Genomic DNA, 23,832 nt, shown 5'->3' with positions numbered 1-23,832 from the left:
GGGAGGGATCCCGGGCGCGCAGCCGGCAGCCGGGATGAAATAGCACGCCAAAGATGAAAAGCTGTCCCCATGCCCGAATCCAGCCCTGCCGCGCCCCTTCCCAGCATTCCGCCAACCGGCACCGGGGTGATCTACCGCGAGAAGCTGTGGCCCAATGCATGGATCTGGATCATCGCAGCCGGAATCTCCGGGGCAGGCATTCTGGTGTTTGCCCCCATCAGCATGGCTGCGGGCTTCACCGCCGCGGCGGTGCTGTTTGCCGTCATCGCTGTGCTCCTGCTGACCTCCACGCCGGCCATCGAAGTCACCGGTGAGACACTGACCGTGGGCCGGGCCACCATCGAACGCCGCTTCGTGGGCGAGGTGGAGGCCTTCCGCGGTTCCGAAGCGACCGCCGAACGCGGGACCCGGCTCAACGGCCTGGCCTACCTGTGCATCCGCGGCTGGATCGATCCCGTTGTCAGGATCCGGATCACCGACCCCGCAGACCGTACCCCGTACTGGCTCACGTCCACCCGGCACCCGGATCAGCTGACCGCCGCACTCACCCGCCGCTAGCGCCTCCCGGCCCCTGGCCGCCGCTAATTCGCGGCGCGCCCTGCACCTTGAGCCAATTCCGGGCACGCGGATGGCAGAGTTTCGATTGATAGTAATGCCAGGGTGGAGGATTTGCATGCAGGATCTACGGCTTGTAGGCGTACACGACGACGGGACGCATCTCCTGTTGAGCGGTGCCGGCGGCGAGATGTTCCAGCTGCCGATCGATGAAGCACTCCGGGCGGCGAGCCGCGCACCAGCCAAAAAAACGGTGGAGCGGCCTGCCATTCCCATGTCTCCGCGGGACATCCAGGCGCGGATCCGGGCCGGTGCCACGGCCGCGGACGTCGCTGAGCTTTCCGGGCTGCCGCTGTCCAAGGTGGAACGCTACGAGGGCCCGGTGCTGGCCGAGCGCGAATACGTGGCCCAGCAGGCCCGCAAAATCGAGGTGGCGTCGCCCACTCCCGGACATGATGCCTACCGCGCAGCATTCGGTGACAGCCCGGCCACGCTGGCCGACATGGTGGGGCACCGGCTTTCGGCCCACGGCATCGACCCGGCCGGCGTGGAGTGGGATTCCTGGCGCCGCCAGGACGGCACGTGGACCGTTTCCGCCAGTTTCGAAGCCAACACCGGGGCCGCCGGAATCGGCGAAGAGCCGCCCGCCCTGTGGACCTTCGTCCCCTCCCGCAAATCACTGCAGAACGCCAACCGCTGGGCGCAGCAGCTGAGCGAGCTGGAGCCGCTGGACGGACCGGTTCCGGCCCGCCGGCTTTCCGCCGTCTCGGACCGGCCCTTCGATTTCGAGACGGATGCCGACGCCGCCCGTCCCGCCCGTGGTCCGCAGCCTGTGCCGGCCGGCTCCGACGAGGACCCGGCAGCCGGGACCGAACCGGACGAGCTCCTGGACATGCTCCGCTCACGGCGCGGCCAGCGCCTGGGTGTGGACGAGGATTCGGACGACGCCCTGGCGCTCCTCCTGGCCCACGGTGTCCCGGCCGCCCACCCCCGTCCCTCCGAAGTGGTGGCAGAGGAGGAAGAGGAGCCCGAGGTTCCGGAGGAGCCGCAGGAAGCCCCGCCGGGACGGGGCGATTCCTTTATCCGGCGACGCGACGCCCGCCCTTCCATGCTGTCCCGGCTGAGCCTCATCCCGCCGCTGCGCGACACAGCGGACGACGACGGACTGGACGAATCGCTGCGTCTGCACGACGGCGTCAGCACCGCCACGCGGGAGATCACCATCGTGGCGTCTCCGCAAAAGGGCTCCCAGGGAGGCGGCACAGGCCGCAGTTCAGGCGGCGCGGGGCTGGATGAGCTGCTTGGCGGCAGCCAACGCCGGCCGGCACCACGGCACGACGACAATTCCTCCAACGCATCGTCCCCGCCTGATCCCGAGGTGCCCGAGCGCCAGCCGGCCCGGCCCAAGCGGTCCAGCGTCCCGTCCTGGGACGAGATCGTGTTCGGTACCCGCACCGACTAGAAAGCGCCTGAGCCCCGCCACAGGCACGCGTCGACGTCGAACGGCAGCAACTGGTCCTGCCCTGCCATGAGCGCGGCGCCGTGCGCGGTCACGCGGCGCATGTAATGCCGGCGGCAGAGCGTTTCGTATCCCACCACCGGGATGTGGTCGGCGGCCGCTGTGGCAGCGGGGCCAGCCATATCCACGTCGCCCACCACCACCTGGGCCCCTTCGGTGACCATGACGCCGTCGACCGTCCTGGCATTGTGGGTGGCGCGGCGTCCGCACCAGCACAGCGCCTCCACCTGGAGCACCTGCACCCGGTCAGCGAGCTCGATAAGCCGCCGGGAGCCGGGAAAGAGCCGGGTGCGGAAATCGGCGGTGATGCCGAATGCGAAGACGTCCACGTCAATCTCGTCCACCACCTTGGCAAGCTGTTCAACCTGCGCCGGTGAATAGAACTGCGCCTCGTCGCAGATGAGGTAGTCCACCCGCTGCCCCTGCGTACGGCGGCGCATCACCTCATCCCAGAAATCGGTGCTGTCCAGCACTTCCACCGCGTCCGTCTGCAGCCCCAGCCGGCTGGAAATCCGCGATTCGCCGGCGCGGTCGTTGCGGCTGAACCGCACGCCGCCCCGCCCGCGGGCCCGGTGGTTGTGGTCCATCTGCAGCGCCAGCGTGGACTTGCCGCAGTCCATCGTCCCGGAGAAGAAAACCAGCTCAGCCACGCCGCGCTGTCCTGCCCTGGGCTTGGAAACAGAGCAGGGGAACCTCACGTTCGGCCTTGGTCAGGGAGCCGTGCTGGCCCACCACCTCCATGGCGGCCGGCCGGACGCGGCGGGTGTCGTAGAAGGCCACAGCGTCACGGGCGGCCACCATGACGTCGCCGATCCTGCCCGCGGCTTCCGGCCGGACCGGACCAAAGAGGCCCGCGGCCAGGGCATCGTCCCGGGTGAACGCCCAGATCCGTGCGCCGAAGCGGGCACGCCACGCGTCCGCGAGCCTGGCTGCCGCGTCCGGGCCGGCGTCCCGCTCCAGGTACAGGTGCACCATGCGCGGCTCCCCTGCCGTGTGCCGGACACCCTGGATCAGGGCCGGGTCTGCGGAGTAGTCCAGCCGCTGCTGCTCCTGCACGTCCAGCATGCCGTGGTCCGCGGTCAGGAGGATTGTGGTGCCGGCCGGCAGGGTGGCGTGGAGCCGCTTGAGGGTGGCGTCCAGTTCCTCCAGCTGGTGTTCCCACTGGGCTGACTGGCAGCCGTAGCGATGCCCCGCCTTGTCCAGTTCGTTCACGTAGAAGTACATGAGGGACGCGCCCGGTGCAGCCATGGTTTCGGCTGCGGCTGCTGTCCTGGCATGGGAGGTGGTCCCGGACACGAAGTCTCCACCGCGCAGGACGGCACGCGTCATCGGGGAATCCCCGAACTGGGGAAGGCTGACCGTGGTGACGGTTACGTGGTCTGCGGCGCGTTCCAGGACGGTGGGAAACGGCTGCCAGGCCAGGGGGTCCACGCCGGGATCCCAGTTGCCCAGCAGGTTGACCACCTTGTCCTGGGCCGGGTCCAGGACGTCATAGCCCACCATGCCGTGCTGCCCGGGCGGAAGTCCGGTGCCCAGGCTGGCCAGCGCTGCCGCCGTGGTGGTGGGGAACGCCGAGTCCAGCCAGACGGGAATGTCCCCCTGGCCCGCCTGGATGACGGAGCGAAGGAACGGGGTGTGGGCGGTCTTTTGCTTCAGCAGATTGCGTCCCAGGCCGTCCGCCACCACCACGCAGACCCGGGAAGCGTCGGGCAGGCCGAGGACGTTGGCGAAGCCCGGCACGCCCAGGCTTGCGGCGGCACTTGAGAAGACTTCGGCCACGGAACGCCGTCCATAGGCGGGGGCGGGAGGCAGGTCCGGGGTGTGGACTGCCGGAACAGTGGCGCTGCCGGCCGTGTGGGGTTCCTGGGGCATCTCAGCGCTGCTGGTGCCCGCGGCTGAGGCGGTTGCCGAAGACCCCGGCCCGGGGCCGCGGCGGCAGGGACTGCGGCCGCGGCGCCGGTGCAGCGGAACCCGTATTGACGGCACGGAGGGCTCGGGCGAACAGCTTGGCATCCTGGACAGCCTGGAGGCCGTCCGCTTCGGCGCTGATCCGCAGGACGATGTCCTCCTGGGTGATGGTTCCGCTGTAGCCGTGGTCGGCCTCGCACTGGGGGTCCCCGCACGTGGCGGGTCCCATGTCCAGCCGCTGCCCGCCGGACCAGGCGATGGAGAGCGTCATCTCCCGCACGGGATCAGACGGCTTGTAGTCCTGCGGCTGGGCGTACATGTAGCTCAGCACCACGGAGCGGATCTGCGCCACCGGCACCGATTCGGTGGAAATCTGGGCGACGATCTGCTCGCCGGCATCGTCGAGCTGCTGGTCGTCCACATGCGTGATCACCAGCATGTCCGCGGTGAGGACCAGTACGGTAATGTGGCGGCGCACCTCGGCCCGGTCGAAGTGGGTTTCCAGGTGGACCAGGTGCGCTAGGCAGTCGCGGCCGTCCAGCGCGTCATCCACGACGTCGGCGACCAGCCGCGGGTAGAAGCCTGCCTTCTGCAGCGCACCGTCCAGGCTGTGGCCCTGGTCCGTGTGGCTGTGTGAGCTGTGGTGGCGGACTGCCTGGTTTTCGTGGCCGGGCGTTTGCGGCGCCGATGCTGGAGGCTGGGAGCTCATTCCCCCATTTTCACAGATCGGCCGGGCACTTGCTAACCGCTTCAGCCGAGCATGGCCCGCCTGGCGCTGTCCGTGCGCTGGGCGGCGTTGCCAATGCGGACGTCTGCGGCCAGGATGGTCGCGCCCGTGGTGCCGCACAGCACGGGATTGAACTCCACCAGTGCGACTTCCGGGTGGTTGTCCTTGAGCCAGGCCAGCCGGCCGGCCAGGTCCTCCAGCGCCGCGATGTCCACGGCGGGCAGCCCCTGGTAGCCGAACAGCTTCCGTGCGGCCCGGGGCGCCCGGACAAAGTCATGGACGTCCGCGGCGGAAAGTGGCGGAACCCGGTGCGCCCAGTCGTCCAGGAGGTTGACTGCGTCCCCGGCGAGTCCGAAGGAAATTACCGGCCCCAGCAGCGGATCCTCGATGGCCCTGAAGGTGCAGGCCTGCCCCACCGGCGCCATGCTTTGGACTTCCAGGGCCGCGTCGCCGTAGGACGCCAGGGCGCGGCGCATTTGCACCACGTTCTGCCGCAGCGAGCCGGCGTCCTGGATGTCCAGGCGGACCCCGCCCAGGTCCAGCCGGTGCCGCAGTGCCGGCTCGGTGGTCTTGAGCGCTACCGGCCAGCCGAGCGCGTTGGCGGCTTCCACCGCCTCGTCGGGGGTGGTGAAGCCCGCGGAAGGCAGCACGGTGATGCCGTAGTGGCCCAGCAGGGAGGCAGCTGCCGCGTGGTCCAGCTGCATGAGCTGCTCGCCCTTGACGTCCCGCAGCAGCACCTGCAATTCCTCCCATGCCGCGGCGGGATCGCAACCGGCCGGTTCCACGAAGTGTCCGTGGTCGCGGGCGGACCATTCTGCGTACCGCACCACGGCCGCCAGTGCCGCCACGGCGGCGCCGGGGTTGGAGAAGCAGGGAACGGCAGTGCCGGCCGGGCCCACCATGCCTTCAACGTAGACAGAGGGGTCGAGGATGCCGGTGAACGCCGCCAGCACGGGCTTGCCGGCGGCTGCTGAACACTCGGCCAGGACTCCGGCGATGCTGTCCACAGTGAGTCCACGGGCCGGCAGCAGCGCGGCCACGACGGCATGCACGGCCGGATCCGAAAGCGCCTCGGTGAGGGCGGAGCGGAGTGCCGGCAGCGCCACGGACTGTCCGGCGTCAAGGTCGATGCCGGTGACCAGGCGGGACACGTTAAGGCCGTGCGCGGCAGCGCTATCCGCCACGACCTTGCCCAGGGCGTCGGAGTTGCTGAAGAGCGCCAGGCCGGGGCCCGCCGGCAGCGGTTGCCCGGAGACCACCTGCGCCACGTCCACCAGTTGTTCAATGGTTTCCACCCGGATCACGCCGGACTGCCGGAGCATGGCGTCCAGGGCCCCGGCAGGCGCCTGCGTGGTGCGCACTGCGTGCCCGGGGGGCAGCCGCAGGCCCATGGCGTCGGACTTGGCCACGATGACCGGCTTGGTGCGCGCCAGTCGCCGGGCCAGCCGGGAGAATTTGCGCGGGTTCCCGATCGACTCCAGATAGAGTCCCACGGCGGAGGTATCGGCGTCGTCCTCCCAGTACTGCATCATGTCATTGCCGGAGACGTCCGCCCGGTTGCCCGCGGACAGGAACGTGGACAGCCCCAGCCGCCGCCGGCTGGACGCCGCGTAGAGTGAGACCCCAATGGCGGCGGACTGGCTGAACAGCCCCAGTCCCCCGCGGGCGGGCAGTGCAGGGGCCATGGAGGCGTTCAGTGACACATCGGGATGGGTGTTCACAATGCCCAGCGACGCCGGACCGATCACCCGCATGCCGCTGGCCCGCGCCTGCCGTACCAAATCACGCTGCCGCGCCAGGCCGCGTTCGCCGTCCTCGCCGAAACCCGCGGACGCGATCACCAGCCCCTTCACGCCGGCAGCTGCGCACTCGGCCACCACCCCGGCAACTTCCTCATACGGCACCGCGATCACGGCCAGCTGGACCGGCTCGGGAACCTCGGCCAGCTTCCCGAAGGAGAGCATGCCGGCCAGTTCCAGAGCTTCGGGGTTGATGGCATAGATGGGGCCCGGGAAGTGCCCCTCGATGATGTGCTCCAGCAGCTGGTAGCCCACCGTTCCCCATTTGCGGCTGGCGCCAATCACGGCAACGGACGACGGCGTCAGCAGGTCCCGTACGCTCCTCGCCTCGGCGCGGTGCTCGCGTGCCTCCATGACCGCCCGGGATTTCTCGGTGGGGTCGATGTTGAACTCCAGGCTGACGACGCCGTCGTCAAAGTGGCGTTTGACGTCGTAGCCGGCATCGGCAAAGACCATCAGCATCTTGCGGTTTTCCGGCAGCACCTCCGCGCTGAACCTGCGGATTCCGTTTTCATGCGCCGCCGCAGCCAGGTGCTCCAGCAGGATGGACCCGATGCCCCGTCCCTGGTGGGCGTCGGCGATATTGAAGGCCACTTCGGCCTCAGTCGGATCGTCCAGCCGGTCGTAGCGACCGATCCCGATGATGGCGCCGCCGATGGTGATGACGAACGCCACTCTGTCCCGGTAATCGACCTCCGTGAAGCGCTTGAGCTCCTTGCTGGACAGCCGGGCCTTGAAGGCGAAGAAGCGCATGTAGATTGAGTTCTGCGACTGGCCGGTGTGGAATGCCTGGACGGCGTCCGCATCAGAGGGGTGGATGGGCCGCAGGTGGGCCGTACCGCCGTCACGCAGGACGACATCGGCTTCCCAATGTTCCGGATATTCGCCGTCCCCGGGCCGATCCACCATAGGCTTAGCCTAGCCAAAAACTTCCGCAGCGCACCCGTGGCCCTGCACAGCACCCCCGAGAAGGATCCACCAGCCCCATGGCACGCCGCCAATCTTCAGCCCCTCCCGTGGACAGCACGCCCTACACGGAGAACATCGTGGACATCGATGTCACTTCCGAAATGGAAGGCTCCTTCCTGGAATACGCGTACTCGGTGATCTATTCCCGGGCGCTGCCTGACGCCAGGGACGGGCTGAAGCCGGTGCAGCGGCGGATCCTGTACATGATGAGCGACATGGGCCTGCGCCCGGACCGCGGCCATGTCAAGAGCGCCCGCGTGGTGGGCGAGGTGATGGGCAAGCTGCACCCGCACGGCGACACTGCCATCTATGACGCCATGGTGCGCATGGCACAGGACTTCTCGCTCCGGCTGCCGCTGATCGATGGACACGGCAACTTTGGATCGCTCGACGACGGCCCGGCAGCTCCGCGGTATACCGAGGCACGATTGGCGGCGGCTGCGCTGACGCTGACCGACCATCTCGATGAAGACGTGGTGGACTTTGTCCCCAACTACGACAACCAGCTCACCCAGCCGGACGTCCTTCCCGCGGCGTTCCCCAACCTGCTGGTCAACGGCGCGACGGGCATCGCCGTCGGCATGGCCACCAACATGGCCCCCCACAACCTGGTGGAAGTAATCAACGCCGCCCGGCACCTGATCGCCCACCCGGACGCCACGCTGGATGACATCATGCGCTTCGTGCCGGGGCCGGACCTGCCCAGCGGCGGCCGGATTGTCGGTCTGGACGGCATCCGCGACGCCTACGCCACGGGACGCGGCTCCTTCAAGACCCGCGCCAAGGTGGAAATCGAGCAGCTTTCAGCGCGGCGGACCGGTCTCGTAGTCACGGAACTCCCCTACATGGTGGGCCCGGAGAAGGTGATCGAGAAGATCAAGGACGCCGTCAACGCCAAGAAGCTGACCGGCATCAGCGACATCGTGGACCTGACGGACCGGAAGCACGGCCTGCGGCTGGTCATCGAACTCAAGAACGGCTTCAACCCCAACGCTGTGCTCCAGCAGCTGTACCGCTACTCGCCGATGGAGGACTCCTTCGGCATCAACAACGTCACCCTGGTGGACGGCCAGCCGCAGACCCTGGGACTGGTCCAGCTGCTCACCGTCTACGTCAACCACCGCATTGACGTGGTCCGCCGCCGCACCGTCTTCCGGCTGGGGAAGAAGAAGGACCGCCTGCACCTGGTGGAAGGCCTCCTCATCGCCATCGTGGACATCGACGAGGTCATCCAGATCATCCGTTCCTCGGACGAGGCCGCCGCCGCGCGTGAACGGCTGATGTCCATCTACGACCTGTCCGAAGTCCAGGCCAACTACATCCTGGAGCTGCGGCTCCGGCAGCTGACCAAGTATTCCCGGATCGAGCTGGAGAAGGAACAGGACGAACTCCGCCGCGAGATCGCGGAGCTGGAGGCCATCCTCGGCTCCGATGAGCGGCTGCGGGCACTGGTGTCCGACGAGCTTGCGGCCATCGCCGAAGCGCACGGCACGCCCCGGCGCACCGTGCTGCTGGAGTCCGAGGCGGTCTCCCCCACGGTTGCCGCCGAGGTGGCCGGCTCCAGGAAGGGCAAGGCCGCCCCGCTTGCGCTGGAAATCGCCGATGATCCTTGCTGGGCCATCCTGACCGCCTCGGGCCAGGTGGCCCGCACCAGCAACCAGGAACCGCTGGCCGAGGCCGGTCCCCGGGGCAAGCATGATGTGTACAACTCCGTAGTGAAGACGACGGCGCGCGGCGAAATCGCGGCGGTCACCTCACTGGGCCGGATGCTGCGGCTGCAGGTCATGGACATGCCGGTGCTGCCGCCGGTGGCGGGCCTGCCCAACCTCGCCGGGGGCGTCCCCGCCAAGGAGTTCCTGACGCTGCTCAAGGGCGAGTCGCTGGTGGCGTTCGTTCCACTGGACGAGGTGCTGGCCATCGGGACGGCCCAGGGCGTGGTGAAGCGCGTCCAGCCGGACTATCCGCTCAACCGCGAGGACTGGGAGATCATCTCCCTGAAGGACAAGGATTTTGTGGTGGGCGTGGCTCCGGCCGGGGCAGACGACGCGGACCTCGTGTTCGTCACCGTTCAGGCGCAGCTGCTGAAGTTTCCGGCCGCTGCCGTCCGCCCGCAGGGCCGCACCGCCGGCGGCATGGCCGGCATTAAACTCGCCGCTGACGACCGCGTCATCTCCTTCGGCGTCGTAGCTCCCAAGGACGAGGCCGCCGTCGTGGTCACCATCGCCGGTACCGTGGGTGCCCTGCCCGGCACAGCCCCGGGAACCGCCAAGGTGACCGCGTTCTCGGAGTACCCTGCCAAGGGCCGCGCCACCTCCGGTGTCCGCGCGCACCGGTTCCTGAAGGGTGAGGACACCCTGCTGCTGGCCTGGGCCGGCCACGGTCCTGCCAAGGCTTCCTCCGCCGCCGGGGTGGCCCGCTCGCTGCCCCAGGAGCACGGCCGACGTGACGGCTCGGGCGTACCGCTCTCGCAGGCGGTGGATGCGGTGGGTCCCGCCATGGCGTGGCCCGATCAGGCCTAGACTGCTGGCATGCCTATCGTTCCTGATGACAAGGACTGGACCTGGGTCCTGACGCGCCCCTGCCCGGAGTGCTCGTTCGATTCCGCCACGGCCACACCGGCGACGGTGCCTGGCGTGATCGAAAACATGCTGCCGCGGTGGCGCGCGGTCCTGCGCCGGCCGGACGCCGTGGAGCGGCCTGATGACCACACCTGGTCCCCGCTGGAATACGCGTGCCACGTGCGGGATGTCTTCGGCCTGTTCGACCAGCGGCTGAACCTGATGCTTGACCAGGACGACGCACAGTTCGAGAAGTGGGACCAGGACCAGACGGCCATCGACCAGGACTATGCCGGCGCCGACCCCGCGGTGGTCAGCGCCCAGCTGACGGCGGAGGGCAGGCAGGTGGCGGAGTCCTTCGCCGGCGTCCGGGAGCAGGACTGGGGCCGGAAGGGGCTGCGCAGCAACGGTTCGGAGTTCACCGTGCTGACGCTCGCCCAATATTTCCTGCACGATGTGGTCCACCACCTCCACGACGTAGACGGCTGACTACCCCGCAGCAGCCCCCGCCCCGGCCCGGACACGCGGGCTCCCGGCATCCGTGGTTCCGGCCGCCGTGTTGCCGGCGCCGGGACCCAGGACCAGCCGGGCGTCCTCCGGCCTGATATCCGCCGCATGATGGGTTACCAGGACCACGGTCCGGTCCCGCAGGCCTGATCTCAGGTCAGCCAGCATGGCGGCCGCGGATTCGTTGTCCAGGTGCGCTGTGGGCTCATCGAGCAGGATCACCGCGGCTCCCGTCATGAGGGTGCGGGCCACGGCCAGTCGCTGGCGTTCCCCGCCGCTGAGGAAGGCCCCGCCGGGACCGATCCGCGTGTCCAGCCCGGCCGGCAGCCGGTCCACCAGCGGAGTGAGTCCGACGGCGGCAAGGGCCTGGCGCATGTCCGTTTCCGCGGGCTCGCTGCCGCCCTGCGGACGTCCCAACAGCAGGTTTCCCCGGATGGTCGAGTCGAACAGGTGCGCTTCCTGCGGGCACCACGCCACCCGGCCCGTGGCCCGCACCGCGCCGGCGGCGGCCGGCAGGAATCCCAGCAGCACGGACAGCAGCGTGGATTTTCCGGAGCCGGACGGCCCGGTCACGGCCAGCCACCGTCCAGGTTTCCCTGCGGCGTCCAGCCCGGAGAAGACGTCCGGTCCTCCCGGCCACGCAGCGGCAAGGCCCAAAAGTTCGACGCCGGCCTGCCCGCCAGGGCGTGCAGGTACCGGGACGCGGCCGTCACCGGCCGATCCATCACCGCCCGCTTCGTCCGCTCTGCCGCCGGCCGGACTTCCCAGCACTCCGGACTCCCCTATCCGGCGCAGGACGGTGCGGAGCGCCGGCATTTGGCGTACCGCCGTCGTCATCGCCGCGTAGGGTTCCACAAGCGCCGGCAGAAGCAGGACCACCACGGCCGCGGTGGCCGGTGCGGTCACTCCGGCAAGAACACCCGGCGCCGCAAGCCCGGCAGCGGCGAAGGCCGCAGTGCCGCAGGCTGCCGTGGCTGCGGCATGGCCCAGCCCGTCCGCCCAGGCGGAACGCCGGGACGCTGCCGTAGCGAGGCGGTCGCGGCGCAGCAGGCCGGCCAGCACCCGGAGAGCCACACCATTGACGTGCAGGTCTGCCCGGGCATCAAGTGCCGACGCAACACGGCCCAGGACGTCCCGGCGCAGCGCCTGCTCGGCGGAGGCCGACGCGCGGTCCGCCCACAGGGCAAGTGCCGGGGCCAACAGCAGGCTTGCGCCTCCTGCGGCCACGACGGCGGGCAACGCGGCAGGGACGAGGAGGCCCGTGGCGGCCACGGCCAGGACAGTCACCGCGACGGCTGTGACCGGCGGCAGGACGACGCGGGGCAGCAGGTCGCGCACGGTGTCGACATCGTCGATGACTGTTCCCAGGACGTTCCCGCCCTGGAGCAGGCGCCGCACGGCGAGCGCCTTCCGGCTCAGCGATTCCCAGAGCCGTCCGCGCAGCCGGGTCAGGGCGGCGAAAACGGCGTCGTGGAGCAGAAGCCGTTCCCAGTAACGCAGCACCGCCCGGCCGATGCCGAAGAAGCGGACACCGACGATGGCGGCCAGCAGATACAGGATGGGCGGCTGTTCGCTGGCCCGGATGATCAGCCAGCCGGACAGCCCGGACAGTGCGACGGCGAACACCGCGGCCAGGGTCCCAACCACCGCGGCGGCCAGGAACCTGCCGCGGACCGGCGCCACGAGGCCGGCCAGCAGGCGCAGCGGAGCGGATGGAACGGCAACGCCGGGCGTGTCCGGTCCGCGGCGGCTGGCGGTCTCCGCCGTGCCATCCGCCGTCGCAGCTTCCGCGGCAACGGGTCGGGGTAGTCCTGCGTGCGTTCCGGCACCGGCTGCGGCACCCGGAACCGCAGTGGTCGAGGGTGCGTCCGGCGCGATCTGGACGACGTGGTCGGCGAGCGCGCGGGTGCGGTCCTCGTGCGCCACCAGGATCACGGTGACCCGGCCACGCAGCCGCGCGACTGCCCCTTCGACGGCGATGGCGGAGGCCTCGTCCAGGTGGGCTGTGGGTTCATCGAGCAGCAGGACGGTGGCTCCGGCCGCCACCCGGGCAAGGCCGCGCGCCAGGGCAACGCGGCGCAGCTCGCCGGGGCTGAGTTCGGCGGGGTGCCTCGCTGCCAGGTGTCCGGCCGCGGCCAGTTCCAGGCATTCCCGGGCGGCTCCGGCGCCCGGGAGCGCCGGCGCGTCCGGAGTTGTCGCTGCAGCCGGAGCGGCAACAGGGCCTTGACAGTACAGCTCGACCTCGCCGAGGACCGTATCCGCTACCGCCGCAGGGTGCTGCGGCACCCAGGCCACCATGCTCCTGTCCAGGCCGGTGAGGGCGCCCGTGACGGTGGTGCCTGCCCCCTGGCCCACGGTGCCTGCCAGGACACCCAGGACGGTGCTCTTGCCGGCGCCGCTGGGGCCTGCCAGGGCGGTGATCCTGCCTGCCGGCGCCACGAAGGACAGCGGGCCGACCGCGGCCCTACCCCCGTACGTGACCGTCAGCCCCCTGACGCCGACCGCCCCGGCGGAGGCACCGCCGTCGTTCGCTGCCCCGTGGCTCGCTGCTGCGGCGGCCCGGGATACGGGAAGGGGCGCGGGCTCCGGCGCGTCCAGCACGGCGTTGGTTTCGGCGAGCGCAACCCTTCCGTCGTCGCTCGCGTGGTGGGCCGTGCCGAGTTCCCGCAGCGGGAGGTAGCAGTCCGGCGCCAGGATCAAAGCCAGCAGTCCTGCCTCCAGCGGCATGTCGCCGTGCACCAGCCGTACACCGATGAACACGGCAACCACGGCCACGGAGATGGTGGCGATGAGTTCCAGCGCCAGCGCGGACAGGAATGCGGTGCGCAGTGTTCCCATCGTGCGGGAGCGGTATTCCTCGGAGATCTCCTCCAGGGCCTTCCGCTGGGCAGTGGCCCGGCCCAGGCCAACGAGCACCGGCAGGCCCCTGGCCAGCTCCACCATGTGCGCGGACAGCCTGGCCAGCGCCCCCTGGGCCTCGCGGACGCGGTCCTCCGTATACCGGCCGACCAGCACCATGAACAGCGGCACCAGCGGCACGGTCAGCACCACCACCACCGCGCTGAGCCAGTCCGCGAACAGGATCCGGACGCCGAGGAGCAGCGGCACCACCGCGCAGTTCACCAGGGCGGGCAGGAACTGGGTGTAGTAGCTGTCGAGGGCATCCAGGCCCCGGGTGGCCAGCACGGCCAGGCCACCGTCAGCCGGCCCCTCCGCGCGAACGCCGTTCCGCAGCGCCCGCTCCAGCAGCTGCGCGCGCAGTTCCTCCTTGACCCCCAGCGCCGCCCTCCGTGCGGCCACAGCCTGCCCCCACACGGTCAGGGAGCGGAGGACGACGCCGGCAGCGCCCGCCGCCATGCCCTCACCCCAGGCGGGGTCCCCGGCGGAGAGGCCGCCCAGCGCGGCTGCGAGCGCGCTGCCGATCAGCACCAGGGACAGGGCCTTGAGGGCGGCCAGGAGGCCCAGCAGGTAGAGTGCGGCGCGGGTTGACGGGCCGGACGGGAACTCGGGGCGCACGTCAGCCCTTCGTGGTCAGGGCCCTGGCGGCCACCGCGGGCAGGAAGCTGTGCGCTTCGGGGATGGAGGCTGCACTGACCCGGCGCCGGAACACCCAGTACGTCCAGGCCTGGTAGGCGATCACCAGCGGCAGCCCCACCGCGGCCACGATGCTCATCAGGCCCAGGGTGTAGTCCGAGGAGGAGGCGTTGGTGACCGTGAGGTCGAACGCCGCGTCGATGGTGGAGGGCAGCACCACAGGGAACACGGCTCCGAAGATGGCAGTGGTCCCCAGTACCAGGAAGGCGCCCAGCGCAAGGAAAGCCCTGCCTTCCGCGCCGGACCGCGCCAGCAGCCAGGCAGCGGTGGCGGCGGCCACTGCCAGGAGCACCGCCGCCCAGGTCCAGGGCTTGCCGGCCTCCCACTGGATGGCCAGCGCCCACGCAGCGATCGGCAGCAGGAGCAGCGGAAGCAGCCGCACAAACCAGCGCCTGGCCCGGTGGCGGATGCCGCCGTCGGTCTTCAGGACGATGAAGGCGAGCGCGTGCAGCAGGGAGAAACCCGCCACGGCCAGTCCGCCCAGCAAGGCATAGCCGCTGAACCAGGACAGCGGGCCGCCCACCCGGTCGCCGTTGGCGTTCAGGGGCAGTCCGGTGGTGGTCAGCGCCAGGGCGGCACCCACGCCGAAGGCTGCGAAGAAGGAGCCCAGCCCGATGGCCCAGTCCCAGGTGGCGCGCCACCGGTCGGTGTCCACTTTGCCGCGGTATTCGAAGGCCACCGCGCGGAAGATCAGGGCAACCAGGACCACCAGCAGCGGAAGGTAGAGGGCGGAGAAGAGCGAGGCATACCACAGCGGAAAGGCCGCAAAGGTGGCGCCGCCGGCCGTCAGCAGCCACACTTCGTTGCCGTCCCACACCGGGCCGATAGTGTTCAGCAGGACGCGCCGTTCAGTGTCGTTGCGGGCAAAGACCTTCATCAGCATTCCCACGCCCAGGTCGAAGCCCTCCAGGAAGAGATATCCCGTCCACAGCACCGCGATGGCGACGAACCAGATGGTTGGCAGCAGTTCCATTTGTCGATTCCTCTGCTTTTTGTTCTGTGCGCTTAGTAGGCGAAGGCCAGGACGTCGTCGGCGTGCGTCGTGCCACCTCGTCCGTCATCCCGGGATGTCGCGTCTTCGTTTTCGTCCACGGGGGCGTGGTTAAGTTCCGGCATGGCCGAGGCAACTCCGCCGCGGATGAACTTCACCAGGAGCTTGACCTCCACCACCAACAGGACGGCGTAGACGACGGTCAAAGTGATCAGGGAGCCGAGCAGTTCACCTGCCGATACCCCGGGGGATACTGCCGCGGCGGTGAACATGAAGACCTGGTCGATGCCGTTGGGATCCGGATTCGGGGCTACCACGAACGGCTGGCGGCCCATCTCGGTGAAAATCCAGCCGGCGGCATTGGCTCCGAAGGGTGCCAGGATCCCGAAGACGGCCAGGCGCATGAGCCAGCGGGACTGCGGCACGGTGCCCTTCAGGGTCAGCCACAGTGCCACCAGTGCGGCCAGGGCAGCGAGGGCTCCAAACCCGATCATCATCCGGAAGCCCCAGTAGGTGACTTCCATGACCGGCAGGTATTCGATTTCCTGGCCGGCGCGCTCGCCGTAGATGGGGTTGTCCGGCAGGTGCGTGCCGTACTTCTCCTGGTACTGCGGCAGGAGCGTGTTCACACCCGGGACTTCGGTGCTGAAGTCGCCCTTGGCGAGGAAGGAGAGGATGCCCGGCACTTCCACCACGGCAACGATGTCATCGCAGTTCTGCGAGCCCAGGTTGCCGATGCTCAGGACGGAGAATCCGGTGCCGTCGTGGCACGCTGCTTCTGCGGCGGCCATCTTCATGGGTTGCTGTTCGAACATCAGCTTGCCCTGGATATCTCCTGTGACGGCGGTGCCGGCGAAGGAGATCATCGCCACCACCGCGCCGATGCGCAGGGAGCGGATCCACACGCTGTGGTCCGTGCGGTCGCGGCCCGGAATGTGGGGGGCGGCACCTGGGATCACCGTGCCGTCCGGACCCACGGTGTCGATGCCGTCACGCCGTCTCCGCCACAGGTGGTACCAGGCGATGCCGAGGAGGAAGCCCCCGGCCACGGCCAGCGCGCCGAACAGGGTGTGCGGAACCGCAACCAGTGCGGTGTTGTTGGTGAACACGGCCCAGGCATCGGTCATGACGGGGCGCCCGTCAACCATCTCCACTCCTACAGGGTGCTGCATCCAACTGTTGGCCACGATGATGAAGTAGGCGGAAAACATGGAGCCGACCACTGCCACCCACAGGCAGGCGAGGTGGATCTGCGGTTTGAGCTGCTTCCAGCCGAAGATCCAGAGTCCCAGGAATGTGGACTCAACAAAGAAGGCCAGCAGCGCCTCGAGCGCCAGTGGAGCACCGAACACGTCGCCCACAAACCGGCTGTACTCGCTCCAGGCCATACCGAACTGGAATTCCTGGACGATGCCGGTGGCCACGCCCATGATGAAGTTGATGAGGAACAGCTTTCCCCAAAACTTGGTCATCCGGAGGTATTCAGGATTTCCGGTGCGGTGCCAGATGGTCTGCATGACGGCCACCACCAGGCCCAGGCCGATGGTCAGCGGGACCATCATGAAGTGGTAGACGGTGGTGATACCGAATTGCCAGCGTGCGATTTCCAAGGCGTCCAAGGCTGTCCCTACTGTTGGCCGAAAGGATTTTCTACGTTTCGTAGAACACCGATTTCTACCGAGTGTAGAACACGACGCGCCACGTGTTCTACCTGACGTAGAAAGTGCCGCGTTTTCGGGGTAAATTGGTAGTCATAGTTGAAGCGACACCGCATTGGCACCGCCCCCGAGGGAAGCCAATGCGGGAGGAGACAAAGGAAAAGTGCAATGGCGAGTCTTGGTGAACTGGAACGGGCAGTGATGGATCTGCTCTGGGCGGGCCAGGAAGCGGCCACGGCCAACACCCTCCGGGACCAGCTGGCCCGGACATCGGGTGTGCAGGACGGCGCCGGGCACGAGGGCAAGGAACTGGCGGTGACCACGGTGCTGACGGTGCTGTCCCGGCTGGAAAAGAAGGGGCTGGTGGAGCGGGAACGCGGTACCCGCCCGCACCGCTACCAGGCCGTCTCCAGCCGCGAGGAGCACACCGCCGAGCTGATGCATGAGGTCCTCGGCTCCGCCCCTGACCGCGAGGCCGTACTGGCCCGCTTCATCGGCTCCGTCTCCGAGGGCGAAGCAGAGACGCTGCGCAAGCTGCTGGGCCACTCCTAGCAGCCCATGTTCTGGGCCTCGTACCTCCTGGCGGTCCTGGCGATCATCCTGGCGTGGCCGGTGCCGGTCTTGCTGTCGCGGGCCCAGTGGCCGGCCCGTTCGCCCTTCACCGCCATGCTGCTGTGGCAGGCCATCGCGCTCGCGGGCGGGCTCTCCATGATCGGGGCCATGCTGGTGTACGGGCTGGAACCCATCGGCGATAACCTGATAGCCGGCCTCCGCGCCCTGGCCGGCATGGTCCTTTTCAACGCCCCCACCACCGCCTTGGGCTTCTGGCACATCTTCGCGCTGTCGGCCGCAGCACTGCTGACCGCGCACCTCGTATTTACCCTACTGCTGACCTATTACCGGATTGAGCGCCAGCGCCGGCGGCACCGCGAACTCCTGGCACTGCTGGCCTCCCCGTCGGCGCAAAGTGCAGGAACCCTGGTCATCAACCACGACTCGCCCGTGGCCTACTGCCTCCCCGGCGGCGCGCGCTCCGTCACTGTCCTCTCGGACGGGCTCATGGCAGCCCTGGAGCCGGCGGAACTCCGCGCCGTCCTGATCCACGAAAACGCCCATCTCAGCCAGCGGCACCACCTGCTGCTGTGGGCGTTCGCCGCGTGGCGTCAGGCTCTTCCGTGGCTCCCCACCACCCGGCTGGCGCAGGAATCGGTGAGCTCCCTGATCGAAATGCTCGCGGACGACGCCGCCTTGAAGACAGAGGGAAAAGCGGCCCTGATCAAGGCGATCGCCATCGTAGCCAGCGGCTCCCGGTCCGCCCCCAGGGAACAGGGGTACCAGCAGGCCACTGCGGGACCCGACGCGCTGTCCGGCAGCGGCGGGGCGGACTCGGCCCGCACCACCGCGTCCCGGGTCAGCAGGCTTCTTGCTGCGGAGCCGGAACTGCCTGCCCCTGTCCGCGCGCTCGTCCTGGCCGGGTCGCTGCTGCTCCTGGCCATTCCCACAGCCCTCCTGGTGGTGCCGGGGCTGCTGTCCTGAGCCCGGCCGTCAGGCGTCGATGCGCTCCCGGTCCAGGCTGGAGGCGCCTGCGATGATGAAGTCCTTGCGCGGGGCAACATCCGAGCCCATCAGCAGGTCGAAGATCTCTTCGGCCTGCTTGGCATTCTCGATGCCCACCTTGCGCAGCGTGCGGTGCCGGGGGTCCATGGTGGTCTCGGCGAGCTGTTCGGCATCCATCTCCCCCAGGCCCTTGTACCGCTGGATGGGTTCCTTGTACCGCTTGCCCTCCTTCACCAGGCGCGCCAGCAGCGCGTGCAGCTCCGCCTCGGAATAGGTGTAGATCATCTCGTTGGCCTTCTGGCCGGGATTGATGACTTCCACCCGGTGCAGCGGCGGGACCGCGGCGAACACCCGGCCCTCGTCGATCATGGGTCGCATGTAGCGGAAGAACAGCGTCAGCAGCAGGGTGCGGATGTGGGCGCCATCGACGTCGGCGTCGGTCATCAGGATGACCTTGCCGTACCGCGCCGCCGAGATGTCGAAGCTGCGGCCGGAACCCGCCCCCACCACCTGGATCAGCGCGGCACACTCGGCGTTGGAGAGCATGTCCCCCACGGACGCCTTCTGGACGTTGAGGATCTTGCCGCGGATGGGCAGCAGCGCCTGGAAGTCCGAGGACCTGGCCAGCTTGGCCGTCCCCAGCGCGGAGTCGCCCTCCACGATGAACAGTTCCGAGCGTTCGACGTCGTCCGTCCGGCAGTCTGCGAGCTTGGTGGGCATGGACGACGTCTCCAGCGCGTTCTTGCGCCGCTGTGTCTCCTTGTGGACCCGGGCAGAGATGCGGGACTTCATCTCGCTGACGATCTTTTCCAGCAGCAAGGCGGCCTGGGCTTTGTCGTTCCGGTTGGATGAGGCCAGCTTGGCTGAGATCTCCCGCTCCACCACCTTGGCGACGATGGCCCGCACGGCCGATGTGCCCAGGATCTCCTTCGTCTGGCCTTCGAACTGAGGTTCGGCCAAGCGCACGGTCAGCACCGCGGTGAGGCCCGCGAAGATGTCGTCCTTTTCGATCTTGTCATTGCCGGCCTTGAGCTTGCGCGCGTTGGTTTCCACGGCTTTGCGGAAAGTCTTCACCAGCGCCTGCTCCAAGCCGGACTGGTGGGTGCCGCCCTTGGGCGTGGAGATGATGTTGACGAAGCTGCGGACGGTGCTGTCATAGCCGATGCCCCAGCGGAGGGCAACGTCCACCTCGCAATCCCGCTCCACCTCGGCCAGCTGGCTGTGCCCGCGTTCGTCCAGGACAGGAACGGTCTCCTTGAACTTTCCGGAGCCATGCAGCCGCCACACATCCGTGACGGCGGGATCCGCGGCCAGGAATTCGACGAACTCGGAGATGCCGCCGTCGTGGTGGAAGACTTCCTCGTGGGGGCCCGCTTCACCGGGGGTTCCGGGCAGTTTCCGCTCGTCCCGGACGGTGAGCTTCAGTCCAGGCACCAGGAAGGACGTCTGGCGGGCCCGGGCGGCGAGCTCTTCGTAGGAGAACCTGGCGTCCGGGGTGAAGATCTGCCGGTCGGACCAGTACCGGATACGGGTGCCCGTGACTCCCCGCTTGGCCTTGCCCACGACGTCCAGCACGGAGTCGTCAACGAAGGGCGTGAAGGGCGCCGCCGGGTCGGACCGCGTCCCGGTGTCCTTGAAGCGTCCGGGCTCGCCGCGGCGGAAGGACATCCGGTAGGTCTTGCCGCCGCGGTCCACCTCCACGTCAAGGCGGGCGGACAGGGCATTGACCACGGAGGCGCCGACGCCATGCAGGCCGCCGGAGGCGGTGTAGGACCCGCCGCCGAACTTTCCGCCGGCGTGAAGCTTGGTGAATACCACCTCGACGCCAGTGAGTCCCGTCTTTGGTTCCTTGTCGATGGGAATGCCGCGGCCGTCGTCGTGGATCTCCACGGAGTTGTCCGCGTGGAGGATGATCTTGATGTCGTGCCCGAAGCCGGCCAGTGCCTCGTCCACGGAGTTGTCGATGATTTCCCAGAGGCAATGCATGAGGCCGCGGGAGTCGGTGGAGCCGATGTACATGCCCGGGCGCTTGCGGACTGCTTCAAGTCCTTCCAGAACGGACAGGTGCCGGGCAGTGTACTCAGAGCTGGGTGCCACCGGTGATGAACTCCTTCAGGGGACGGAACTGCGGGCGCCGGAAGCGCCTTCTCTAGGATAGTCGGCCCGCAGGGTGCGCCGAACTTGAGCAAACTTTGCAGGTACGCGCACAGCGAACTTGCCCCATCCTTGCGATGGATCTGTTACGAATGCTGGTTATATAGACATACAGATCTACTAAGGAGGCCGACATGACTACAGCAGTGGCAGACCGCACACTTGATGCACTTGACCGGTGCGACCGTTGCGGAGCCCAGGCATATGTCCGGGTAGTACTCGAGTCCTCCGGTGGTGAGCTGCTCTTCTGCGGCCACCACGCACGTGCCGTGGAGCCCACGCTTAAGCCGCTGAGCTCGGACTGGCACGACGAAACGGGCCGGCTGCACGAGAAAGCCACCGTCGAGATCGATTAGCGTACCCACAAGAAGAAGCCCCGCCGGATCTGGCTGATCCAGATCCGGCGGGGCTTCTTTGTGGCGTTTAGCCCCAAACGCTTGGTCACTTCAGGGCCCTCCCCCGGGGGATTTTTCGGCCGGATGTGACACCGCGTTTGGGGCTGTCCTTTAGTCCAGGTAGTCGCGCAGCACCTGTGACCGGGACGGGTGGCGCAGCTTGGACATGGTCTTCGATTCGATCTGTCGGATCCGCTCGCGGGTGACTCCGTAGACCTTTCCGATTTCGTCTAAAGTCTTCGGCTGGCCGTCGGTGAGGCCAAAGCGCATGGCCACCACGCCGGCTTCGCGCTCGGACAGGGTGTCCAGCACGGAGTGCAGCTGCTCCTGCAGCAGCGTGAAGCTCACTGCGTCGGCGGGAACCACGGCTTCGGAATCCTCGATCAGGTCACCGAACTCGGAGTCGCCGTCCTCACCCAGCGGCGTGTGCAGCGAGATGGGCTCGCGGCCGTACTTCTGGACCTCGACTACCTTTTCGGGGGTCATGTCCAGTTCGAGGGCGAGCTCTTCAGGCGTGGGTTCGCGGCCCAGGTCCTGAAGCATCTGGCGCTGGACGCGGGCCAGCTTGTTGATGACTTCCACCATGTGCACGGGGATACGGATCGTGCGGGCCTGGTCTGCCATGGCGCGGGTGATCGCCTGGCGGATCCACCAGGTGGCATAGGTGGAGAACTTGAAGCCCTTGGTGTAGTCGAACTTCTCCACGGCGCGGATCAAACCGAGGTTGCCTTCCTGGATCAGGTCGAGGAAGAGCATGCCGCGCCCGGTGTAGCGCTTGGCCAGCGATACCACCAGGCGGAGGTTGGCCTCGAGCAGGTGGTTCTTGGCCCGCTTGCCGTCATGGATGATGAATTCGAGCTCACGCCTGTACTTCGGATCCATGGATCCGTCGTCAGCGTTGATCTTCTCTTCGGCGAACAGGCCGGCCTCGATGCGCAGCGCCAGGTCGACTTCCTGCTCGGCGTTGAGCAGTGCCACCTTGCCGATCTGCTTCAGGTAGTCCTTGACCGGGTCCGCCGTGGCTCCGGCGGACATGACCTGCTGGACGGGAGCGTCGTCGTCGTCCGCGTCGGAGTAGACAAAGCCCTTCCCGCTTCCCACTGCGCCCTTGGCGGTTTCGGCTTCGGTTTCGTCGGCTGCGTCGGGACCGTCTGCGGGCATGTCGTCGAGCTCGGCGTCAACGTCCTCGACCTCATCCGGTTCGGTTTCCCCGGCGGCGGCCTTCGCGGCGGCAGCCTTGGCTCCGGGCTTGGGTCCGCGCTTCTTCGGCTCGCGCTTGCCCTCGTCCGCTCCCTGTCCGGCGGAAGCCTTGTTGGCTGCACGCGTGGCTGCGCGCTTGGCGTTGGCAGCAGCCTGCTTCTCCTCAGCGGACAGTTCGTCCTTTGCGGCGGGGTCCTTCTTCGTGGAAGACGGGGTCACAGAAAACCTTTCTAGCGGCGGTCTGTGGAATCGCCATACGGGCAACACCACTATGACCCTGTCAAGTCCGTGGTGGAAACCAAGCGCCACCACGGCCGGCAGAGTCACTCAAGACAACTGACGGAGTGGCGATAATGTTCCCGTTGGGAACACCACCAGGCACTCGATACACGGACCCAACCGGGTCTCGGCATCCATTGTCTCATGATTTCGCCGTTTGGGGCCTCTCCCGTTCCCAAAGAAGTCTCCGGCAGCGGACTGCGCTGGCTCAGCGGGCCCTGCTCCCACGGGAATCAGGCGGCGTCCGGCCCGAACTTACGCCATGCTGCTTCCTGACGGCCCGCCCAGCCGCACAGCGTCCCACGCCCGGCCATCTCTAGCAGGAGGCCGGCGAGCCGGTAACCCGGCACAATTTCCAGCGACTGCTTAAAGTAGGCGGCGGCATAGGAACCCCTGCCCCGACACCAGGCAATCCAGCCCCGTCCGGTCAGGGAGGCGGCCGCCGCCGGGCCGCCCAGCGCCGCCAACTGTTCCAGGAGCGCATCGAGCGCCTCCATCCGTCCCCAGTGGGGCACGGCTGGTTCAAGGCCCAGCAGCACCTCGCCGTAACCGGGCGGATCGCTGCCGGCCCCCAGCCAGTCATCAATGCTTTCCGCACCGGCACCGGAACCGGGCTCCACGGCGTCCGCGCCCTCGCCCTGGCTGAACAGGCCGAAGCGCTCCGCTCCCGCCTCGGCCGCCTCGGTTCCGGCTGCCGCCATCACCAGGACGGCATCGCGCCAAGCCGGGACCAGGAGCGTTGCCCGCAGGAAAGCGTCGCGTTGTGCCACCGGGCGGACCGGCAGCCCGCCCGGGCGGGACAGGACCTCCAGCCACGTGCGGAGGACCGCCCGGAACTGGGACCTGCTTTCCCGGCGGGGTTCCAGGTTGGCCGACCACTCCGCCTCGGCCGCCAGGACCGCCCCGCGGTACTCCTCTGGAACTGGCAGTGCAGTGCCCGGCAACTCTCCCGGAGCCGCACCCACACTGCTGCCCAGGTAAACCATCTCCGCGTTGAGCGCGCTGTCCTTGATCTGTTGCACGGGACGGCCTGGTAAGGGGCAGCAGGACAGGTCCTGGCACAGGGCGTCGCGCCAGAACCTGTCCCCGACGTACCACGCCTCGAGGACCGGCATACCGGCGTCACCGAGAACGTGCCGCAGCAACGCGAGCAGGCCGTCGTATCCGCACGGCGCCGCGTTCCGGCTCTGGGGCGTAAAGACGGCCAGGAGGGTCCCGGTGGCCTGCCGGTCGGCCTGCAGGTAGGAGCACACGGATGAGGCGAATCCGGCGGGGTCGGCCAGGACGTCGGATCCGGGCAGGTCCACGCGCAGCGTTGCTCCCAGCGACCGGCCCTGCATGGTCATCGCCACCAGGCTGGACGCCGGCCAATAGCCGAGCGTGTGGGGAATGAACCCGAGGATGTCTTCGGGACCGCGGACTTTCAGGTGCTGGGGCTTTGTCATGGCAACAGCTTTGGCCC

General features: G+C 68.3%; 17 protein-coding genes. 7 read left to right on the top strand and 10 right to left on the bottom strand.

The window, feature by feature from the left end:
- The first annotated feature begins 69 nt into the window (after window positions 1-69).
- The gene (locus ACIQC0_RS06305) at window positions 70-558 is read left to right on the top strand and encodes a DUF3093 domain-containing protein (RefSeq protein ID WP_400533416.1); all 489 of its coding nucleotides are present in this window, start codon (window positions 70-72) and stop codon (window positions 556-558) included.
- A 115-nt stretch (window positions 559-673) separates the two neighbouring features.
- The gene (gene sepH, locus ACIQC0_RS06300) at window positions 674-2,017 is read left to right on the top strand and encodes a septation protein SepH (protein ID WP_400533414.1); all 1,344 of its coding nucleotides are present in this window, start codon (window positions 674-676) and stop codon (window positions 2,015-2,017) included.
- Here sepH and ACIQC0_RS06295 read toward each other — a convergent pair.
- The 4 genes from ACIQC0_RS06295 to ACIQC0_RS06280 are packed head-to-tail and all read right to left on the bottom strand — an operon-like array spanning window position 2,014 to window position 7,417.
- Entirely contained in the window at window positions 2,014-2,724 is a 711-nt protein-coding gene (locus ACIQC0_RS06295) for a thymidine kinase (RefSeq protein ID WP_400533412.1), read from the bottom strand. The two genes, sepH and ACIQC0_RS06295, sit on opposite strands and share 4 nt — an antisense overlap.
- Window positions 2,717-3,946, bottom strand: a complete 1,230-nt coding sequence (locus ACIQC0_RS06290; RefSeq protein WP_377215546.1) for an alkaline phosphatase family protein — start codon at window positions 3,944-3,946, stop codon at window positions 2,717-2,719. The genes ACIQC0_RS06295 and ACIQC0_RS06290 overlap by 8 nt, the downstream gene beginning before the upstream one ends.
- A gap of 1 nt (window position 3,947) precedes the next feature.
- Complete coding sequence (locus ACIQC0_RS06285) at window positions 3,948-4,691, bottom strand: DUF5998 family protein (protein WP_400533409.1); 744 nt, start codon at window positions 4,689-4,691, stop codon at window positions 3,948-3,950.
- A gap of 41 nt (window positions 4,692-4,732) precedes the next feature.
- Window positions 4,733-7,417, bottom strand: coding sequence for a GNAT family N-acetyltransferase (locus ACIQC0_RS06280; protein WP_400533407.1), 2,685 nt, complete (start codon window positions 7,415-7,417; stop codon window positions 4,733-4,735).
- A gap of 77 nt (window positions 7,418-7,494) precedes the next feature.
- Here ACIQC0_RS06280 and ACIQC0_RS06275 point away from each other — a divergent pair, with 77 nt between their 5' ends.
- Both ACIQC0_RS06275 and ACIQC0_RS06270 read left to right on the top strand, forming a co-directional pair.
- On the top strand, window positions 7,495-9,996 hold the full coding sequence (locus ACIQC0_RS06275) for a DNA topoisomerase (ATP-hydrolyzing) subunit A (RefSeq protein ID WP_400533405.1): 2,502 nt from the start codon (window positions 7,495-7,497) through the stop codon (window positions 9,994-9,996).
- A gap of 9 nt (window positions 9,997-10,005) precedes the next feature.
- Window positions 10,006-10,524: a DinB family protein gene (locus ACIQC0_RS06270; RefSeq protein ID WP_400533403.1), complete on the top strand. Its 519-nt coding sequence runs from the start codon at window positions 10,006-10,008 to the stop codon at window positions 10,522-10,524.
- Here the strand turns inward: ACIQC0_RS06270 and cydD are convergent, their stop codons facing one another.
- The 3 genes from cydD to ACIQC0_RS06255 are packed head-to-tail and all read right to left on the bottom strand — an operon-like array spanning window position 10,525 to window position 16,746.
- Window positions 10,525-14,058: a thiol reductant ABC exporter subunit CydD gene (gene cydD, locus ACIQC0_RS06265; RefSeq protein WP_400533401.1), complete on the bottom strand. Its 3,534-nt coding sequence runs from the start codon at window positions 14,056-14,058 to the stop codon at window positions 10,525-10,527.
- A gap of 1 nt (window position 14,059) precedes the next feature.
- Window positions 14,060-15,109 carry a cytochrome d ubiquinol oxidase subunit II gene (gene cydB / locus ACIQC0_RS06260; RefSeq protein ID WP_400533399.1) on the bottom strand — a complete coding sequence of 350 codons (1,050 nt, stop codon included), beginning with the start codon at window positions 15,107-15,109 and terminating at the stop codon, window positions 14,060-14,062.
- 32 nt (window positions 15,110-15,141) lie between these two features.
- On the bottom strand, window positions 15,142-16,746 hold the full coding sequence (locus ACIQC0_RS06255; RefSeq protein WP_400533397.1) for a cytochrome ubiquinol oxidase subunit I: 1,605 nt from the start codon (window positions 16,744-16,746) through the stop codon (window positions 15,142-15,144).
- Between the two features lie 207 nt (window positions 16,747-16,953).
- Between ACIQC0_RS06255 and ACIQC0_RS06250 the strand changes: the two genes are divergently transcribed.
- Together ACIQC0_RS06250 and ACIQC0_RS06245 are read left to right on the top strand one after the other, a co-directional pair.
- Window positions 16,954-17,337 carry a BlaI/MecI/CopY family transcriptional regulator gene (locus ACIQC0_RS06250; RefSeq protein ID WP_377215538.1) on the top strand — a complete coding sequence of 128 codons (384 nt, stop codon included), beginning with the start codon at window positions 16,954-16,956 and terminating at the stop codon, window positions 17,335-17,337.
- 6 nt (window positions 17,338-17,343) lie between these two features.
- Window positions 17,344-18,321 (top strand): M56 family metallopeptidase, encoded by a 978-nt coding sequence (locus tag ACIQC0_RS06245; RefSeq protein WP_400533395.1) that lies wholly within the window; start codon window positions 17,344-17,346, stop codon window positions 18,319-18,321.
- A 9-nt stretch (window positions 18,322-18,330) separates the two neighbouring features.
- Here the strand turns inward: ACIQC0_RS06245 and ACIQC0_RS06240 are convergent, their stop codons facing one another.
- Window positions 18,331-20,439: a type IIA DNA topoisomerase subunit B gene (locus ACIQC0_RS06240; protein WP_400533393.1), complete on the bottom strand. Its 2,109-nt coding sequence runs from the start codon at window positions 20,437-20,439 to the stop codon at window positions 18,331-18,333.
- Between the two features lie 191 nt (window positions 20,440-20,630).
- Between ACIQC0_RS06240 and ACIQC0_RS06235 the strand changes: the two genes are divergently transcribed.
- Window positions 20,631-20,852 carry a hypothetical protein gene (locus ACIQC0_RS06235; RefSeq protein ID WP_377215535.1) on the top strand — a complete coding sequence of 74 codons (222 nt, stop codon included), beginning with the start codon at window positions 20,631-20,633 and terminating at the stop codon, window positions 20,850-20,852.
- A 150-nt stretch (window positions 20,853-21,002) separates the two neighbouring features.
- Here ACIQC0_RS06235 and ACIQC0_RS06230 read toward each other — a convergent pair whose 3' ends face one another.
- Entirely contained in the window at window positions 21,003-22,310 is a 1,308-nt protein-coding gene (locus ACIQC0_RS06230) for an RNA polymerase sigma factor (RefSeq protein ID WP_377215534.1), read from the bottom strand.
- 293 nt (window positions 22,311-22,603) lie between these two features.
- Window positions 22,604-23,815 carry a DUF4192 family protein gene (locus tag ACIQC0_RS06225; RefSeq protein ID WP_400533390.1) on the bottom strand — a complete coding sequence of 404 codons (1,212 nt, stop codon included), beginning with the start codon at window positions 23,813-23,815 and terminating at the stop codon, window positions 22,604-22,606.
- Window positions 23,816-23,832 lie beyond the last annotated feature (17 nt).

Source organism: Pseudarthrobacter sp. NPDC092419, from assembly GCF_044755045.1.
GTDB lineage: Bacteria > Actinomycetota > Actinomycetes > Actinomycetales > Micrococcaceae > Arthrobacter.
Note: the sequence above shows the minus strand (reverse complement) of the source record. Positions and strands in the feature narration are given on the sequence as shown.